This window comes from Stenotrophomonas sp. AG209 (assembly GCF_003550055.1).
GTDB lineage: Bacteria > Pseudomonadota > Gammaproteobacteria > Xanthomonadales > Xanthomonadaceae > Stenotrophomonas.
This window is the reverse complement of sequence record NZ_QXDB01000001.1, coordinates 1,557,314-1,574,358: the sequence shown is the minus strand read 5'-3', so window position 1 is coordinate 1,574,358 and position 17,045 is coordinate 1,557,314. Positions and strand designations below refer to the sequence as shown.

Genomic DNA, 17,045 nt, shown 5'->3' with positions numbered 1-17,045 from the left:
GCGGGAGTTGTAATCAACTGTAATCGCGGCCCAGCGCGTTCAGCTGGCAGCCAGCGGCCAGTGCATTTCCAGGCGTGCGCCGCCCAGCGTGGCGCGACTGATGCGCAGCTCGCCGCCGTGGCGGGCTGCAATGCGGCCGACGATGGCCAGGCCCAGGCCGAAGCCGCCGGTGTCGCGGCTGCGGCTGTCATCCAGGCGGGTGAACGGGCGCATCACCTTTTCGTGGTCGGCCTCGGCGATGCCCGGGCCGTCATCGTCCACGCGCAGGCAGGCGCGTCCGCCCACACCCACCAGCGACACTTCCACCTGCGAGCGCGCGTGGCGCAGCGCATTGCCGACCAGGTTGCTCAGCGCCAGCTGCAGCAGGCGTGGCTCGGCATCCACGCGCTGCAGGGCGCTGGGCTGCACGCGCAACACCAGGCCGGCACGTTCGGCATCGCGGCGGGCATCGGCCAGGCAGGCCTGCAGCCAGTCGTTGGCTTCAATCCGCTGCATTGGTTCGCCTTCGCTGGGATGCTCCAGCCGTTCGTAGGCCAGCAGTTCGCTGACCAGCCGGTTGAGCTCGGCCAGGTCGCCGTGCAGGCCTTGTGCCAGCCGTACGCGGCGATCGCGATCATCGCTGTCCTGCATCAGGTCCAGGCCGAAGGCCACGCGTGCGATGGGCGTGCGCAGTTCGTGCGAAATGGCATGGGTGAGGTCGCGCTGGCGCTGCACCAGCTCGGCCACGCGCGCGGCCATGCGGTTGGAATGGTCGACGATGACGCGTATCTGCGAGCGTGGCGAAACCTGCGCGCGCGCCTGCAGATCGCCGGCACCGATGCGATCGGCGTGCCGGCGCAGGGCTTCCAGATCGCGCCAGAGCAGGCGTACCCAGGCATACAGGCTGGCGCCGACCAGCAGCAGGATGCTGAGGTAGGCCGCGATGGTCATGTACATCGTCATCTGCACCGCGCCGGGCAGGCGCAGGTGCAGCCAGCGGCCGCCGATGCCCTCGATGGGCAGCAGGACCTGCTGGTACTGATCGCGCACGATGAAGCCATCGGCCTGCACGGCCGCCTGTTCCTGCGGTGTGAGCGCGGGAGGATTGTCGAGCAGGGTCAGGGCGATGCCGTAGTGTGGTTGCAACTGCTGCAGGCGCTCACGCTGCTGGCCGGCGTCCAGGCCCGCAAGGCCACTGCGCAGGGCGTACACCTGCCCGCGTACCTGCTCCACGAACACGCGATCCTGCACGGGCGTGTAGATGCCATCCAGGATGTGGTTGAGGAAGAACACCGAGACCAGGAAGCAGGCGCCGGTGACGAACCACAGCCACAGGAACAGCCGCTTCATTCCGACCAGGCCGCAGGATTGAACTGGTAGCCGCGCCCCCACACGGTCTTGATCCGCCGCGGTTCGCGCGCATCGTCGCCGAGCTTGCGGCGCAGCTTGCCGATGCAGACGTCAACGCTGCGGTCCAGGCCGTCGAAGCCGATGCCGCGCACCGCCTGCAGGATCTGGTCACGCGACAGAATCTGCCCCGGCTGGCTGGCCAGCAGCCACAGGATCTCGAACTCGGTGGTGCCCACATCCACCGCCGCACCGTGCAGATGCACTTCACGCTGCATGCGATCGATCAGCAGTTGCCCATGCATCAGCCGGCTGGGCGTGCCGGTGTTGCTGCTGCCATGGCGGCGGCGCAGCAGGGCGCGCAGGCGGGCCAGCAGCAGGCGTGGTTCGATCGGCTTGTGCACATAGTCATCGGCACCCGATTCCAGGCCCAGCACCTGTTCGATGTCGTCCTCGCAAGCGGTCAGCATCAGGATCGGCACATCGGAGAAGCTGCGGATCTGCCGGCACACATCGATGCCCCCGAGGCCGGGCAGCATCAGGTCCAGCACCACCAGTTCCGGGGCATGCTGCCGGCAGGCCGCACCGGCAAGGTCACCACGGGGCACGTGCTGCACGGCGAAGCCATGTTCGTGCAGGTAGTCGCTCACCAGTTCGGCCAGGCGACGGTCGTCCTCCACCAGCAGGACCGACGTGGGCGAACTGCTGGCAGGGGGAGTCCAGGGGGATGGCTGCATGCGTGGGGCCTCCGTGCCCGGGCAGGAGCGCCCGGCGGCGAAGCCTAGCAACGGCCCATGACGGCTGCCTGAATCGCGGCCAACCTGATAACCGCGGGTACGGACGTCATCGCCAGCGGCTTTCAGCGGCCGGCCCCGGCTGGCCTATGGTGGCGGTTTCCCCGGATGGAGCCTGGTGCAATGAGCGACCCGCAGTGGCAACTGGAAACCTTGGCCGTGCACGGCGGCTACCGTCCCGACCCGACCACCCGCGCGGTGGCGGTACCGATCTACCAGACCGTAGCGTATGCGTTCGATGACACCCAGCACGGTGCCGACCTGTTCGACCTCAAGGTGCCGGGCAACATCTACACCCGCATCATGAACCCCACTACTGACGTGCTGGAGCAGCGCCTGGCCGCGCTGGAAGGCGGCATCGGCGCGCTGGCGCTTGCCTCGGGACAGGCCGCGATCACCTATGCCATCCAGACCATTGCCGAGGCCGGCGACAACATCGTCGCCTCCAGTGCGCTGTACGGTGGCAGCCTCAACCTGCTGGCGCACACGCTGCCGCAGTACGGCATCCAGGCGCGTTTCGCCGATCCGGCCGATCCAGCCGCGTTCGCCACCCTGATCGACGAACGCACCAAGGCGGTGTTCGTCGAATCCATCGGCAACCCGCGCGGCAACGTCACCGACATCGCCGCCATCGCCGAGGTCGCGCATGCCGCCGGCGTGCCGCTGATCGTCGACAACACGGTGGCCACGCCGTTCCTGCTGCGCCCGTTCGAGCACGGTGCCGACATCGTGGTGCATTCGCTGACCAAGTACCTCGGCGGCCACGGCACCAGCCTGGGCGGCGCGATCATCGATTCCGGCCGCTTCGACTGGGCCGCGCAACCCAACCGCTTCGCGCGCCTCAACCAGCCAGACCCCAGTTACCACGGCGTGGTCTATACCGAAGCACTGGGGCCGGCGGCCTACATCGGCCGCGCGCGCGTGGTGCCACTGCGCAATACCGGCGCGGCGCTGTCGCCGTTCAATGCCTTCCTGATCCTGCAGGGCATCGAGACCCTGGCCCTGCGCATGGAACGCATCAATGCCAATGCGCTGGCCGTCGCGCAGTTCCTGAAGGCGCATGCCAAGGTGGCCTGGGTGCGCTACGCCGGACTGGCCGACGACCCGGAGCATGCCGCCGCGCAGCGCTACCTGGGTGGGCACGGCTCGGGCGTGTTGACCTTCGGCCTGCCCGGTGGGCGCGAGGCCGGCGCGCGCTTCCTCGATGCACTGAAGCTGTTCACCCGCCTGGTCAACCTGGGCGATGCGAAGTCACTGGCCACCCATCCGGCCTCGACCACCCATCGCCAGCTGGATGCAGCGGAGCTGGCAAAGGCCGGTGTCAGCGAGGACACCGTGCGGCTGTCGATCGGCATCGAACACATCGGCGACCTGCGCGCCGACCTGGAGCAGGCCCTGGCCGGCGCCTGATAGCCGCACGCTTGGTGCATATCCCCACAGGCGATCACCACTGGCAACGCGATGCGCTACGGTGGAACTGCCTCTCCAAGGCAGTGGCAACGTGGCGATCCAGATCCCCGGTCGATGCGGGTCGACCGGGGATTTTTTGTTTCCCATGCACCGTTGGCCGGCATCCAACCCGGTAGATCCACGCCATGCGTGGATGTATCTCCATCGGAATCGAACATTCCGACATTTCATCGAACAGCATCCACGCATGGCGTGGATCTACTGCAGATCGCAGGAAATTGTCGAAGGCGGGGTGGGTCCGGTTGCAGGGGCGTGAGCGCCATGGATGGCGCGACCGAGCCTCCATGGACGGATTCACGGCGTCCCCTGCAACCGGACCCGCCCCGCCATCCCACGGAATGCCAGCTTTTGCTGTTGCCGTTGCCGTTGCAGTTGAAGTTGTCTCGGCAGGTGCAGGGCTGCAAGCCCTGCCGCACCACCCTCACACCACCGGAATGCTGTGCTGCCCCAGATTCCGGTACGGCGGCGTGGACATGATCATCTCCGCCAGCGAATACGCCAGCTCGCGCTCGGCCATCACCGTGCCATCGGCGCCGTGCTCCAGCAGATGCTTCACTTCGGCATCGCTGTGCGCACGCGCCAGCAGGGTCAGCTCCGGGTTGATCGCACGCAGCTTGGCCAGCGCCTCGCCGGCTTCCAGCGGCTGCGGAATCGCCAGCACTGCGATCTTCGCGCGCTCGGGATGGGCCTCGGCCAGTACCCGGTCGGCGGCGGCGCTGCCACGGATCGCCGCGATGCCATTGGCATGCGCTCGCTCCACGTGGTCCTTGTTGTCATCGATCACCAGCACCGGTACGCCGCGATCCCGCAGCACCTGCGCCAGCTCGCTGCCGACCCGGCCGTAGCCGATCACGATGGCGTGCGCGTTCAGGTCACGCGACGGGCCGATGGCTTCTTCCGGCTCGGCCGGCTGCGGCTGCTGTTCCTGCTTGGCCTGCCAACGGTCCAGCAGGCCGAACACCAGCGGGTTGAGCATGATCGACACCAGCGCACCGGCCAGCACCAGCGACTGGCCTTCCTTCGGCAGGATCTGCAGTGCCACGCCGAGGCCGGCGATGATGAAGGCGAATTCGCCGATCTGCGCCAGGCTGGCCGAGATGGTCAGTGCGGTGCTGGTCGGGTGGCCGAATGCACGCACGATGAAGAAGGCGGCGGCCGACTTGCCGAACATGATGATCAGCACGGTGGCCAGCACCTGCCACGGGTGCTGGATGAGGATGTTGGGGTCGAACAGCATGCCGACCGAGACGAAGAACAGCACCGCGAACGCATCGCGCAGCGGCAGCGAATCATGCGCGGCCTTGTGGCTCAGCTCCGATTCGTTGAGCAGCATGCCGGCGAAGAACGCGCCCAGCGCGAACGAGACGCCGAACAGCATCGCCGAGCCGAACGCCACGCCCAGCGCGATCGCCAGCACCGACAGGGTGAACAGTTCGCGCGAACCGGTACCGGCGATACGTTCGAGGATCCACGGAATGACCCGGCGCCCGACCACCAGCATCACCGCCACGAACAGGCCCAGCTGCACGAAGGTCCAGCCGATGTCGGCCAGCACGCTGCCCAGCGAGTGCGATTCCTTGGCCGCGTCGGGCCCGAACACACCGGCCATCACCGGCATCATCACCAGCGCCAGCACACAGGCCAGGTCTTCCACGATCAGCCAGCCGACCGCGATCTTGCCGCGCATGGTCTCCAGCAGGCGGCGTTCCTCCATCGCCCGCAGCAGTACCACGGTACTGGCGGTGGCCAGCGAGAAGCCGAAGATGACGCCATGGATGGCCGGCCAGCCCATCAGCGAGGCCACGCCCCAGCCGAGCAGGGTGGCCACGGCGATCTGGCCGATGGCACCGGGGATGGCGATGGCCTTGACCGCCATCAGGTCCTTCAGCGAGAAGTGCAGGCCGACGCCGAACATCAGCAGCATCACGCCCAGTTCGGCCAGCTGGTTGGCCAGCGCCTGGTCGGCGACGAAGCCGGGAGTGAACGGACCTACGCAGATGCCAGCAACCAGGTAACCGACCAGGGGAGACAAGCGGAGCTTGTTGGCCAGCGCGCCGAAGATGAAGGCGAGCCCGAGGCCAACGGCAACGATGTTGATCAGGTCGGTGTCATGGTGCATCGGCACTCGCAGGCAATCGGGGGTATCCCGATTTTCACCGATGAGGCCAGATACGGCAAACCTTAAATGCGAATGGGGTCAGATCCCTTGTCCCGAAGGAAAAGGGATCTGACCCCACCAGGGGATTGCCGGCCAGCGGCCGGCGCTACCACTTACCAGGTGTACTTGATCCGCCCGTAGACGTACGCGCCGTTGAAGCCGAACGGCGAGTAGTTGCTGTACGGCAGCATGCCGAAGGTGGAGTTCTGCAGGTCTTCGGTGCGGTCCGGGTACTCGTTCAGCAGGTTGTCGGCACCGACGGTCAGCGTCCAGTTGCTGCTCGGCTTGTAGCTGGCCGAGGCATCCAGCACCCACTTGTCACCGTAGGTCTGGTCGCGCAGCGCGGTGGCCGAGTTGCGCACGGTGAACTTGCCGTAGCGGGTGGCGGCCAGGCCCAGTTCCCAGTGGTCCGAACGCCAGGTGCCGCTCAGGATCGCCTTGTCGCGTGGGTAGCTGTCCTCGATGCGGCCGATCTCATCGCGGCCGATCAGCGACTGGTTCAGGCCCAGCGTGCCGAATACCGCCGGGGTGCCGCCGACGCGGCGCACTTCAGTGTCGTTGTAGCTGTACGCGGCGGTCAGTTCCAGGCTGCTGGCACTGAACGGCACCGTGTAGCTGGACACGAAGTCGACGCCACGGGTGCGCGTATCCAGGCCGTTGGTGAAGTACGAGAACGCGGTCACCTGCGGCAGGCCGAGCGTGGTCAGCAGCGCGCTGCTGGCGGCATTGGTGGTGATGCTCGATGACAGCGCGATGCGGTCGTCGATGTCGATCTGATACGCATCAACGGTGATGTACATGCGGTCGACCGGCTGCAGCACCAGGCCCAGGCTGTAGGAGGTGGAGGTCTCGGCCTTCAGCGGCGAGGCGCCCAGTGCCTGTGCGGCCTGGCTGGTGGTCGGGAAGGTACCGCGCTCGACGAACACGCCGTTGGTGAACTGGCTGGTGACCGCCTGGTAGCCCTGCTGCGCCAGCGACGGAGCACGGAAGCCGCTGGAGGCAGTGGCCCGCAGCGCGACCTTGTCGGTGAACGCGTAGCGCGCCGACAGCTTGCCGGAGAAGCGGTCGCCGAAGTCCGAGTAATCCTCGTAGCGGCCGGTGATGCCGGCCGAGAACTTCTCGGTCAGGTCCGCTTCCAGACCCGCATAGACCGCGTAGTTGTGGCGGTCGGCATGCACTTCATTGGTGGGGGTGAAGCCACCGAAGCCCTGCGCGCCACTGCCGGTGTACGAGTTCAGCTCGCCCGGCTTCTGGTCCCACTTCTCCTTGCGGTATTCACCACCGAAGGACAGCGTGACCGGGTAGGCCAGGCCCCAGTCCAGCGACTTGGTCAGATCGGCGTTGAAGATGTCCTGCTGGTACTTCAGCGTGCCGTCGTAGAACGAGCGCGGGCTGGTTGCGCCGAGGCTGTAGTTGATGCTGTTGCGGGTGTGGAAGTCGAGGGTGTTCTCGCCGTGGTTCAGGCTCAGGTCCCAGGTCCAGCCGTTGTCGGTGTTGCCCTTGACCCCGGCCACCAGCGAGCGGTCCTTGGAGTACTGGTTGATCTCCGGCACGAAGCCGTCCGGGTAGGTCTGCGCCAGCAGCGCGGTCTGCCCGTTGTGGTTGCGCGAGCGGTAGAACGCGAACGAGGTGATGTCGCGGTTGCTGAGCAGCGCGCTGGCGTAGCCGGTCACGCGGTCGCTGAAGTCGAAGCTGGCATTGACCGAGGCAGCGGTGGCATCCACGCGCGGGTCGCCGACGATGAAGGTCTTCTGGCCGATGCTCGGGTAGTTGCCGGTGTTCGGGGTGGTGCCGCGGTACGGGCCGGCACGGTTGCTCTCGTCCTGCTGGCTGATCTGGCCGGCCACGTGCACGCGGCCACGGCCGTTGCCGAACTCGACGCCGGTATCGCCGGAAAGCTGGTACTTGTTGCCGTCACCGGCCGAGTACTGGCCGTAGTCCACCGCCAGGCTGCCGCCACTGCCGCTGCCTTTGAGCACGATGTTGATGACGCCGGCGATGGCGTCCGAGCCGTACTGCGCCGACGCACCGTCGCGCAGCACTTCCACGCGCTCGATGGCGGCGATCGGGATCGCGTTGATGTCCACTGCCGACGAACCACGGCCGATGCTGCCGTTGACGTTGATCATCGCCGAGGTATGGCGGCGCTTGCCGTTGACCAGCACCAGCACCTGGTCCGGCGACAGGCCGCGCAGCTGCGCCGGGCGCACGCCGCTGGTGCCGTCGGTCAGGGCCGGGCGCGGGAAGTTCAGCGAGGGCAGCGCGCGCGACAGCGCGGTGGCCAGTTCGCTGGTGCCGGTGGACTGCAGGGCTTCGGGGGTGATGATGTCGATCGGCGACTGCGATTCGGCGACCGTGCGGTCGGCCACGCGGGTGCCGGTGACGATAACCGTGTCCAGGGTGTTGGCGGCGGTGCCGGTCTGCTGGGCAGCGGCGACGAACGGAGAGCCACCGAGTGCGACAGCGACGGCGGCGGCGATCAGGCTGGTCTTGCGGGTCATCGGGATGGGGCTCCGGTTGGCGGGGGGCGGCACCGGAATCGACATCACGGGGGTGAGGCGGACGGCGGTTGTTGCGGTGCGCAAAGCAGGAATTAACGGGATATTCAGTGGCTGTCAAATGCCGGTCATCGGGAAAAACGTTGCAGCAGCAACCATTTAGCCCGGATCGGCACTCGTGGGGAGGGGGCCCGGGAGGCGCGCGGCGAGGACGTGGGAGAGAGGAACGCCGGCCGCCGCGCATCCCGGGGCGCGTCAAGTATTCGTTAACGCTAGAATTGCGTCGCAGGAACAGTGCTCACCAGCACATTCCATTCGGTTATATGGACGCCTTCCCCCATGATTTCGCTTCGTAATTTCGCCTTGCGCCGCGGCGAGCGGCTGCTGTTGTCCAATGTCGACCTGACCCTGCATGCCGGTTACCGGGTGGGTGTGGTCGGCCGCAACGGTGCTGGCAAGTCCAGCCTGTTCGCGGCGGTGAAGGGCGAGCTGGAGGCAGACAAGGGCGATGTCGACCTGCCCGGCAAGGTGCGCATCGCCAGCGTTGCCCAGGAAACCCCGTCGCTGCCCGACCCGGCGCTGAGCTTCGTGCTGGGCGGTGACATCGAGGTGGCCGCGGTGCTGGCCGCCGAGGCCGACGCGACCGCCCGCGAAGACTGGGAAGCGGTGGCCGAGGCGCACACCAAGATGGCCGAGCTCAATGCCTACGACGCCGAAGCGCGCGCCGGCAAGCTGCTGCACGGCCTCGGTTTCCCGGCAGAGACCCACCACCGCGCGGTGTCCTCGTTCTCCGGCGGCTGGCGCGTGCGCCTGAACCTGGCCCGCGCGCTGATGATGCCAAGCGACCTGCTGCTGCTGGACGAACCGACCAACCACCTGGATCTGGACGCGGTGTACTGGCTGGAGCAGTGGCTGCTGAAGTATCCGGGCACCCTGCTGCTGATCTCGCATGACCGCGAGTTCCTCGACAACGTGGCCACCCACACCCTGCACCTGCACGGTGGCGGCGCCAAGCTCTATCCGGGCGGCTACACCGACTTCGAGCGCCAGCGCGCCGAACAGCTGCGCCAGCAGCAGATCGCGCACGAGAAGGAACAGGCCGAGCGTGCCCACCTGCAGAGCTTCATCGACCGCTTCAAGGCGCAGGCCAGCAAGGCCGCGCAGGCGCAGAGCCGCATGAAGCGCCTGGCCAAGCTGGCCGGCACCGAAGCGGTGCGTGCCGAGCGCGAGTTCCGCATCGAGTTCGCGCCGCCGGCCAAGCTGCCGTTCTCGCTGATCCGCCTGAACCACGTCGAGGCCGGCTACGGCAAGGACGCGGTGATCCTGCACAACGTCGGCTTCGGCCTGGAAGCGGGCCAGCGCATCGGCCTGCTCGGCCCCAACGGTGCCGGTAAGACCACCCTGGTGAAGACCCTGGTGGGCGAGCTGGCGCCGATCGTCGGCGAGCGCATGGCGCACCCGGACCTGAAGATCGGCTACTTCGCCCAGCACACGGTGGAGTCGCTGCACGAAGGCCAGTCGCCGATGGAGCATTTCCGCGAGATCGCGCCGGACGCACCGAACCAGTCGTTCCGCGATTTCCTTGGCAAGTGGAACTTCCCGGGCGACCGCGCGTTCGAGCCGGTCGATGGTTTCTCCGGCGGCGAGCGCGCGCGCCTGGCGCTGGCGCTGATCGCCTGGCAGCAGCCGAATGTGCTGCTGCTGGACGAACCGACCAACCACCTTGACCTGGAAATGCGCGAAGCGCTGGCCGAAGCACTGGCCACCTTCGAAGGCGCGATCGTGATGGTCTCGCATGACCGCCATCTGATCGGCCTGGTCTGCGATACCTACTGGCGCGTGGCCGATGGCGTGGTCGAGCCGTTCGACGGCGACCTGGATGCGTACGCCGCATGGCTGCGCACCCGTCCGCAGGCGCAGGGCACCAAGGCGCGCATGGAACAGGTGGAAGAGCCGGTGGTGGTCAAGACCGCCCCGGTGGCGCAGGTGGTGCAGAAGAAGCCGGTGAACCCGCACAAGCTGGCTGCCGCCGAGGCCAAGGTGGCCGAGCTGGAAGGCGCGGTGGCCGAGCTGGACCGCCAGCTGGCCGACCCGGCCAACTACGCCGACGCCACCCGCATGGCAGTGATCGGCCGCGACCGCGAAACCGCCGCCGCGCAGCTGGAAAAGGCCGAAGCCGCCTGGATGGAGCTGCTGGAGTCCTGACTCCGCGAAAAAGGGGACGGAGGGGATTAAGTCGTATGTGCACATACGACTTAATCCCCTCCGTCCCCTTTTTGTTATGTGCCCTGCGCCTGCAGCCACTCGCGGAAGCGCTTGGCCGGCTCGCGCTCGGCGCGCGAGCGCAGCCGCGTCAGCCAGTAACGGCCCAGCTCCAGGGTGGTGCCGAAGGGCTGCAGCAGGCGGCCTTCGGCCAGTTCCTGCTCGAACATGCGCAAGGGCAGCAAGGCCACGCCGGCACCCCCGGCGGCAGCCATCGCCACCGTCAGCGACGAATCAAACACCGGCCCGCGGGCTTCCACGCCGCTGACCCCGGCTGCCTGCAGCCAGCGCGGCCATTCGTCGCTGCGGTAGGAACGCAACAACGGCAGTGTGGCGAGGTCGCGCGGTTGCTTCAGTCGCCGCGCCAATGCCGGGGCGCACAGCGGTGTGAACGGCGCATCGAGGATCGCCGTGCAGGCCTGACCCTGCCAGTCGCCATCGCCGAAGCGGATCGCCAGGTCCAGCCCTTCGCCGGCCAGGTCGATGCGGTTGTTGTGGGTCTGCAGGCGCAGCTCGATGTCCGGGTGCGCGGCCTCGAACGCCGCCAGCCGTGGCAGCAGCCAACCGGTGGCGAAGGTGCCGACCACGCCCAGCGTCAGTACTTCGCGGGCCGGCCCGCCGGTGTAGCGCGCGATGCTGGCCGAGATGCGCTCGAACGATTCGTTGAGTACCGGATACAGCGCCGCGCCCTCGTCGGTCAGCGCCACGCCGCGCGGCAGGCGATGGAACAGGCGGATGCCGAGTCGGTCCTCCAGCCCCCGGATCTGGTGGCTCAGCGCGGCCTGGCTGACGCACAGCTCGAGCGCGGCACGGGTGAAGTTCTGGTGGCGGGCGGCGGCTTCGAAAGCGCGCAGCGCGTTCAGCGGCAGGGTCGGGTGCAGCATCGGAAAGCCGTGAGCCAGGGTGATGGCTGATCCTACCCGTTCACTGAGGAATTTCGTAAATCTCAATGAGTTGATTGCGACAGGTATGAATTCAACTTATGGCTTGCCTTGATTTTTCGCGCTGGTCGGCTGCAGTGGAGGCGCCAATAATCGAGCGGTCACCAGGAGAACCCCTATGCTCGCCCGTCGCCGATTCCTGCAGTTCAGTGGTGCTGCCGTTGCTTCCTCGCTGCTTGCCCCGGCGTTGGCGCGAGCTGTTGCCCCTTCGTCCGGCACACCCGCCGCGAACGCCGCCATTGCCGGCGCCGCCGATTTCGCCGCGCTGGAGAAAGCCAGCGGTGGCCGCCTGGGCGTCACCGTGCTGAACACCGGTAATGGCCGTCGCATCGGCGGGCATCGGCAGGACGAGCGCTTCCCGATGTGCAGCACGTTCAAGTCGATGCTGGTTGCCCATGTGCTGAGCCTTGCCGATGCAGGCCGCGTTTCGCTCGACACCCGTGTGCCCATCGCCGAGCAGGATCTGCTGTCCTACGCCCCGGTGGCGCGCCGCCATGTGGGCAAGGACCTGACGGTGCGCGACCTGTGCCGGGGCACGCTGACCACCAGCGACAACACCGCGGCCAACCTGCTGCTGGACCTGGTGGGCGGGCCGTCGGCGCTGACGGCATTCCTGCGCGGGCAGGGCGACAGCGTTACCCGCAATGACCGCAACGAGCCGGACGTGAATCTGTTCGCGAAAGGAGACCCGCGCGATACCACCAGCCCGGCCGCGATGGCCACCAGCCTGGCCCGCTTCGCGGTGGGCAATGGCCTGCAGCCGGCATCGCGCCAGCAGTTCGCCGATTGGCTCATCGACAACCAGACCGGCGATGCCTGCCTGCGCGCCGGGCTGGGCAAGCGCTGGCGGGTGGGGGACAAGACCGGCAGCAACGGTGATGACACGCGCAACGACATCGCCGTGCTGTGGCCGCATGCGGGCGGCGCGGCGTGGGTGGTCACCGCCTACCTGCAGGGCGCATCGGTCGATGACGATCAGCGTGCAGCGGTGCTTGCACGGGTGGGGGCGCTGGCCGATGCGATGATCGGATGAGGTAACCGGGGTCATTCGAAAATGGCTTGCCGGATCGGTCGGGCACGCGCATCCTGCGCGCGTTCGAACCCCACGGAAGACCCCGATGAGCCATGAGTTGATCTACCTGCTGCTGATCTTCGCGCTGCTGGTGATCCCGCGCGCGCTGCAGCGCTTCAGCCTGCCGGCGCCGTTGACCTGCCTGCTGTTCGGCATCATCGGCATGCTCTGGCTGGGCGACCAGGCACACGACGCGGTGATCGGTCTGCTGGCCACGCTGGGCATTTCCTCGCTGTTCCTGTTTGCCGGCCTGGAAGTGGATCTGCAGGCGTTGCGCCGTGGCATGTGGCCGCTGCTGGCGCACCTGGTGATCCGTACCGGCACGCTGTTCGGCGTGGGCTGGCTGGCCTGGCGCTACGCGGGGCTGCCGTGGCAGGCCGCCGGGCTGCTGGCGCTGGCGCTGCTGACGCCCTCCACCGGCTTCATCATGGATTCGCTGTCGCGGCTGGGCCTGAGCGAAGACGAGCGGTTCTGGGTGACCAGCAAGGCCATCGCCGGCGAACTGCTGGCGCTGGCGGCGTTGTTCATCGTGCTGCAGGCCGGCGACCCGGGGCACATGGCGCTGTCCAGCCTGGCCCTGCTGGCGATGATGGTCGGCCTGCCGCTGCTGTTCATCGCGCTGGGCCGCTGGGTGGCGCCGCACGCGCCGGGTTCGGAGTTCTCGCTGCTGGTCATGGTCGGCATGGTCGCGGCGTACATCACCTATCTGCTGGGTGTGTATTACCTGGTCGGTGCCTTCATCGCCGGCCTGGTCGCGCGCCTGCTGCACCAGCGCATGCCGCTGCTGGCCTCGCACGAGAACCTGCATGCGCTGCGCCTGTTCGCCTCGTTCTTCGTGCCGTTCTATTTCTTCAACGCCGGCACCAAGGTGCCCAGTGAAGCGCTCAGCTTCGAGGCGCTGGGGCTGGGCATCGTGATCACCCTGGTGGTGCTGCCGCTGCGCATCGGCGTGGTCTGGCTGCAGCGCCGGGTGATGTTCGGCGAGAGCTTCCGCAGCAGCCTGCGGGTCTCGCTGGCGCTGGCCCCGACCCTGATCTTCACCCTGGTGCTGGCGGCGATCATGCGCGAGCGTTTCCAGATTCCGGCGGTACTGTTCGGCGCGCTGCTGCTGTACGCCGCACTGACCACGCTGCTGCCGTCGCTGGTGTTCCGCACGCCGTTCGACGTCGATCCGGTGGAGCAGGAGCCGGCGGGCGAGGGCGAGGCCGCGCCGGTCGCGGCCACCGAAGTCATCCACGCCGCGCCGCTGAAGGCGTCGCTGCCACCGCAGGGCTGAGCCGCAGCCGCGCGCAGCGGCTTGCACTCGCGTGCGCCAACACAGACACTGCGCGCCCGTGAAGCGCGCCCTGTCGTGGGCGGCCACAGTCAGGAGCAACAGGCGTGACCCAGGAAAGCAACCCAGACCGCAGCCTGTTGCCGGGCAAGATCCTGTTGTGGTTTTCGGCGGTCGCGCTGCTGATCCTGCTGGTCTGCAGCTGGTCGATGCCACCGGTCGATGCTTCCGGTTTCCGGCAGACGCAGACTGCACTGTCGATCGACTGGTTGCTGCGCGGCGGCCCCTGGCTGGACTACGTGACCCCGGTGCTGGGTGCGCCCTGGTCGATTCCATTCGAGTTCCCGTTCTACCAGTGGTTGGCGGCATTGCTGTCCAGCATCACCGGCATGAGTGCCGACAACAGCGGGCGGCTGGTCTCCACCGTCTTCCATGTCGGCTGCATCTGGCTGGTCTACCGCACGCTGCTGGCGTGGCGCCCTGACCGCACGCTGGCGCTGTGCGTGGCCGGCGCCTTTGCCGTCTCGCCGTACGCGCAGTTCTGGGGGCGCTCGGTGATGATGGAGTCCAGCGCCGTGTTCTTCGGCCTGCTCTTCGTCTGGGCGATGGCACGCCTGCGTAGCCAGTCGCGCGCGTGGGTGGGCCTGGTCGCCATCGTCGCAGCCGTGCTGTCGGCGGCCATCAAGGTCACCTCGTTCTTCGGCTTTGCCGCGTTCGTTGCGCTGGCCTTCCTGTGGCTGGCCCTGCGCGAGCATGGCTGGCGCCCGCAGTGGCTGCAGCAGCATTGGCGGCTGCTGTTCTGGGGTGGCCTGTCCGCGCTTGCCGTGCTGGCCACGCTCAGCCTGTGGCTGCAGCATGCCGACGCGCTGAAGGCGCAGTCGGCGCTGGGCCAGCACATCACCTCCGATGCGCTGTCCGCGTGGAATTACGGCACCCTGCAGCAGCGCCTGGATCCGGCCACCTGGTGGGGCACCGTGTTCAAAAAGCGCTTCTCCGGTGCGATCGGCTCCAACTGGATCTTCCTGATCTTCGTCATCGCCGGGCTGTGGCAGAAGCGCACGCGCGTGGCGGTGGGGATCCTGCTGCTGGCCTACCTGGCGCCGTTCCTGGTCTTCACCAACCTGCACATCGCCCATCCCTACTACCAGGCGGCCAACATCGTGTTCGCCACTTCGATCATCGGCCTGGTGCTGTGGTCGACGGTGCTGGCGGCCGAAGCGGCGGGCAAGCCTCGCCGTGGCGTCGCCCTGGCGATCTTCCTGTGCGTGCTGTCGGTGGGCTTTGGCCTGGTGAAGTCGCTGAAGGACATCAAGGAAGCACGCCAGCCGACACCGGTTTCGCAGATCGCCGATGTCATCCGCGCCGGTACGACGGCGCAGGGCGTGGTGATCGCATTCGGACAGGACTGGTCCTCCGAACTGCCGTATTTCTCCGGCCGCCGCGCCGTGATGATTCCGGACTGGGCATCGGACGACGTACTCGCATCGCTGGCTGCAGATGACGCGGCACTGGGTGGATTGCCGCTGGCCGCACTGGTCAACTGCCCCAACCAGCTGGGCAGCAGCCCCGAGCGCGTGCAATGGCTGGCCGAGATCACCCGCCGCTATGCCGCCGGTGGCCAGAAGCAGGAGCTGGGTGGCTGCGAGGTCTGGCTGCACCCCTGAGGTGACGTGGCCGGTCCGCGCGGTTTGCGTGCTCCGGCCCGGGTGGTTAGGGTTGGGGCATGAGACTGCCTGCCGTTGTTACCGCTTCCGCCCTCCTGCTCAGCCTCGCTGCCTGTTCGCAGCGTTCCGATACGGTCGCCCATGATCTGGCGACCGCACCGGCCGATGCCTTCATGGCCGCCATCGCCGCCCATTGCGGCCAGGCCTATGAGGGCCGTGTGGTGGAGGACACGCCGGCACCGACCGGCAAGGACCCGTTCGCCGGCCAGCGCCTGGTGATGCATGTGCGCGGCTGTGCCGATCCTGCCCATGAATTGCGGATTCCCTTCCATGTGGGGGATGACCACTCGCGCACCTGGGTGCTGACCCGCACCGAAAACGGCCTGCGCCTGAAGCACGATCACCGCCATCAGGATGGCAGCGCGGATGCGATCACCCTCTACGGCGGTGACAGCACGCCACCGGGCACCGCCGAGCGCCAGCAGTTCCCGGCCGACGCCGACTCGGTGGCGATGTTCCGTCGTGCCGACATGCTGGCCTCCACGCACAATACCTGGGCGATGGAGATCGACCCCGACCAGACCTTCGTCTACGAACTGACGCGCCCGGAGGGCCGCCGTTTCCGCGTGAAGTTCGACCTGAGCAAGCCGGTCGACCTGCCCCCCGCACCGTGGGGCGACGAGAAGGCGCCCGCACCCTGATCCCGGGGTCGGATCCCTCCCGAGGAGGGCTCCGAGCCCGGAAAAATTCCCAGTAGAGCCATGCCATGCGTGGATGCGGGATACCTGGCCGGGGCCCTGGCCGTCGGCCAGGGATCCGACCCCATGCTCAAACCAGCACTCAGCGCGCGCCGAAGCGTGCCCGGCAGCCGTTGCTCACCCACACCTGGCCGCGTGCGTAGCCCCAGCTGCGGCCCTCCTGGCAGGCGCTGCCGGACAGCTGCTGCTGCAGCACCGGCCGACCCTGGCGCTCATCCCAGTCGCAGTTCTGCGTGCGGTTGTTGTTGCTGCTGCAGGTGATCGAGTAGTTGCTGTTGCCGCCGCCCCAACCACCACCGCCGCCACCGCCCCAGCCGCGGGCCTCGGCGAATTCGGCGCGGCAGCCGCCACTGACCCAGATCGCGCCATTGCGCACGCCCCAGGTGCGGCCTTCGTTGCAGGGGCTGCCGGACAGCTGGCGGACCAGCCGGGCATTGCGCCAGCCGACCGGGCAGCTGCGCTCGCGGTTGTTCTGGCTTTCGCAGCGGATGGTTTCGCCGGGCCGGCCGTTGTTGCCTCCCCAGCCACCGCCATTGCCGCCGCCCCAGCCACCACGGGCCTCGACGAATTCGGCACGGCAGCCATTGGTGACCCAGATGCTGCCATTGCGGCTGCCCCAGGTGCGGCCTTCGTCGCAGGCGCTGCCGGACAGCTGGCGGACCAGCTGCGCATTGCGCCAGCCGGTGTTGCAGACCCGTTCGCGGTTGTTCTGGCTCTCGCAGCGGATCACCCCGTCCTGCGCGGCGGCCGGGGCGGAGGGCAGGGCGAGCGTGGCGATGGTGCCCAGGCTCAGGGTCACGGCCAGGCTGGCCAGGGACAGCGGTTTCAT

Annotated in this window: 12 protein-coding genes; 6 read left to right on the top strand and 6 right to left on the bottom strand. The window is 67.8% G+C overall.

Annotation, left to right across the window (positions count from 1 at the left end; all coding sequences use genetic code 11):
* Positions 1–39 precede the first annotated feature (39 nt).
* Together DFO63_RS07380 and DFO63_RS07375 are read right to left on the bottom strand one after the other, a co-directional pair.
* On the bottom strand, positions 40–1,329 hold the full coding sequence (locus DFO63_RS07380) for an ATP-binding protein (RefSeq protein WP_119006702.1): 1,290 nt from the start codon (positions 1,327–1,329) through the stop codon (positions 40–42).
* Positions 1,326–2,063, bottom strand: a complete 738-nt coding sequence (locus DFO63_RS07375) for a response regulator transcription factor (RefSeq protein ID WP_075676450.1) — start codon at positions 2,061–2,063, stop codon at positions 1,326–1,328. The genes DFO63_RS07380 and DFO63_RS07375 overlap by 4 nt, the downstream gene beginning before the upstream one ends.
* A gap of 180 nt (positions 2,064–2,243) precedes the next feature.
* On the opposite strand from DFO63_RS07375, the gene DFO63_RS07370 reads away from it, so the two are divergent.
* Positions 2,244–3,530, top strand: a complete 1,287-nt coding sequence (locus DFO63_RS07370; RefSeq protein ID WP_049443066.1) for an aminotransferase class V-fold PLP-dependent enzyme — start codon at positions 2,244–2,246, stop codon at positions 3,528–3,530.
* Positions 3,531–4,011: 481 nt separating this feature from the next.
* Here DFO63_RS07370 and ybaL read toward each other — a convergent pair whose 3' ends face one another.
* Together ybaL and DFO63_RS07355 are read right to left on the bottom strand one after the other, a co-directional pair.
* Positions 4,012–5,709, bottom strand: coding sequence for a YbaL family putative K(+) efflux transporter (gene ybaL / locus DFO63_RS07360; RefSeq protein WP_049443065.1), 1,698 nt, complete (start codon positions 5,707–5,709; stop codon positions 4,012–4,014).
* A gap of 152 nt (positions 5,710–5,861) precedes the next feature.
* Positions 5,862–8,249 (bottom strand): TonB-dependent receptor, encoded by a 2,388-nt coding sequence (locus tag DFO63_RS07355; protein ID WP_119006700.1) that lies wholly within the window; start codon positions 8,247–8,249, stop codon positions 5,862–5,864.
* Between the two features lie 336 nt (positions 8,250–8,585).
* Here DFO63_RS07355 and DFO63_RS07350 point away from each other — a divergent pair, with 336 nt between their 5' ends.
* Positions 8,586–10,451 carry an ABC-F family ATP-binding cassette domain-containing protein gene (locus DFO63_RS07350; protein WP_075676456.1) on the top strand — a complete coding sequence of 622 codons (1,866 nt, stop codon included), beginning with the start codon at positions 8,586–8,588 and terminating at the stop codon, positions 10,449–10,451.
* Positions 10,452–10,525: 74 nt separating this feature from the next.
* Here DFO63_RS07350 and ampR read toward each other — a convergent pair whose 3' ends face one another.
* Positions 10,526–11,392 (bottom strand): LysR family transcriptional regulator AmpR, encoded by an 867-nt coding sequence (gene ampR, locus DFO63_RS07345; protein WP_119006699.1) that lies wholly within the window; start codon positions 11,390–11,392, stop codon positions 10,526–10,528.
* A gap of 175 nt (positions 11,393–11,567) precedes the next feature.
* Here ampR and blaL2 point away from each other — a divergent pair, with 175 nt between their 5' ends.
* The 4 genes from blaL2 (at position 11,568) to DFO63_RS07325 (ending at position 16,159) form a co-directional block, all read left to right on the top strand.
* Positions 11,568–12,482, top strand: a complete 915-nt coding sequence (gene blaL2 / locus DFO63_RS07340; RefSeq protein WP_119006698.1) for a L2 family extended-spectrum class A beta-lactamase — start codon at positions 11,568–11,570, stop codon at positions 12,480–12,482.
* A gap of 85 nt (positions 12,483–12,567) precedes the next feature.
* On the top strand, positions 12,568–13,797 hold the full coding sequence (locus tag DFO63_RS07335) for a cation:proton antiporter (RefSeq protein ID WP_049442647.1): 1,230 nt from the start codon (positions 12,568–12,570) through the stop codon (positions 13,795–13,797).
* A gap of 104 nt (positions 13,798–13,901) precedes the next feature.
* Positions 13,902–15,458 (top strand): glycosyltransferase family 39 protein, encoded by a 1,557-nt coding sequence (locus DFO63_RS07330; RefSeq protein ID WP_119006697.1) that lies wholly within the window; start codon positions 13,902–13,904, stop codon positions 15,456–15,458.
* A 59-nt stretch (positions 15,459–15,517) separates the two neighbouring features.
* Entirely contained in the window at positions 15,518–16,159 is a 642-nt protein-coding gene (locus DFO63_RS07325; RefSeq protein WP_014038233.1) for a hypothetical protein, read from the top strand.
* 139 nt (positions 16,160–16,298) lie between these two features.
* Here DFO63_RS07325 and DFO63_RS07320 read toward each other — a convergent pair whose 3' ends face one another.
* Positions 16,299–17,045 carry a DUF3011 domain-containing protein gene (locus DFO63_RS07320; protein ID WP_119006696.1) on the bottom strand — a complete coding sequence of 249 codons (747 nt, stop codon included), beginning with the start codon at positions 17,043–17,045 and terminating at the stop codon, positions 16,299–16,301.

Bases quoted from the DNA above. Each gene is read 5' to 3' on its own strand.
- DFO63_RS07380 (WP_119006702.1), bottom strand. From the start codon at position 1,329: ATGAAGCGGCTGTTCCTGTGGCTGTGGTTCGTCACCGGCGCCTGCTTC.
- DFO63_RS07375 (WP_075676450.1), bottom strand. From the start codon at position 2,063: ATGCAGCCATCCCCCTGGACTCCCCCTGCCAGCAGTTCGCCCACGTCG.
- DFO63_RS07370 (WP_049443066.1), top strand. From the start codon at position 2,244: ATGAGCGACCCGCAGTGGCAACTGGAAACCTTGGCCGTGCACGGCGGC.
- ybaL (WP_049443065.1), bottom strand. From the start codon at position 5,709: ATGCACCATGACACCGACCTGATCAACATCGTTGCCGTTGGCCTCGGG.
- DFO63_RS07355 (WP_119006700.1), bottom strand. From the start codon at position 8,249: ATGACCCGCAAGACCAGCCTGATCGCCGCCGCCGTCGCTGTCGCACTC.
- DFO63_RS07350 (WP_075676456.1), top strand. From the start codon at position 8,586: ATGATTTCGCTTCGTAATTTCGCCTTGCGCCGCGGCGAGCGGCTGCTG.
- ampR (WP_119006699.1), bottom strand. From the start codon at position 11,392: ATGCTGCACCCGACCCTGCCGCTGAACGCGCTGCGCGCTTTCGAAGCC.
- blaL2 (WP_119006698.1), top strand. From the start codon at position 11,568: ATGCTCGCCCGTCGCCGATTCCTGCAGTTCAGTGGTGCTGCCGTTGCT.
- DFO63_RS07335 (WP_049442647.1), top strand. From the start codon at position 12,568: ATGAGCCATGAGTTGATCTACCTGCTGCTGATCTTCGCGCTGCTGGTG.
- DFO63_RS07325 (WP_014038233.1), top strand. From the start codon at position 15,518: ATGAGACTGCCTGCCGTTGTTACCGCTTCCGCCCTCCTGCTCAGCCTC.
- DFO63_RS07320 (WP_119006696.1), bottom strand. From the start codon at position 17,045: ATGAAACCGCTGTCCCTGGCCAGCCTGGCCGTGACCCTGAGCCTGGGC.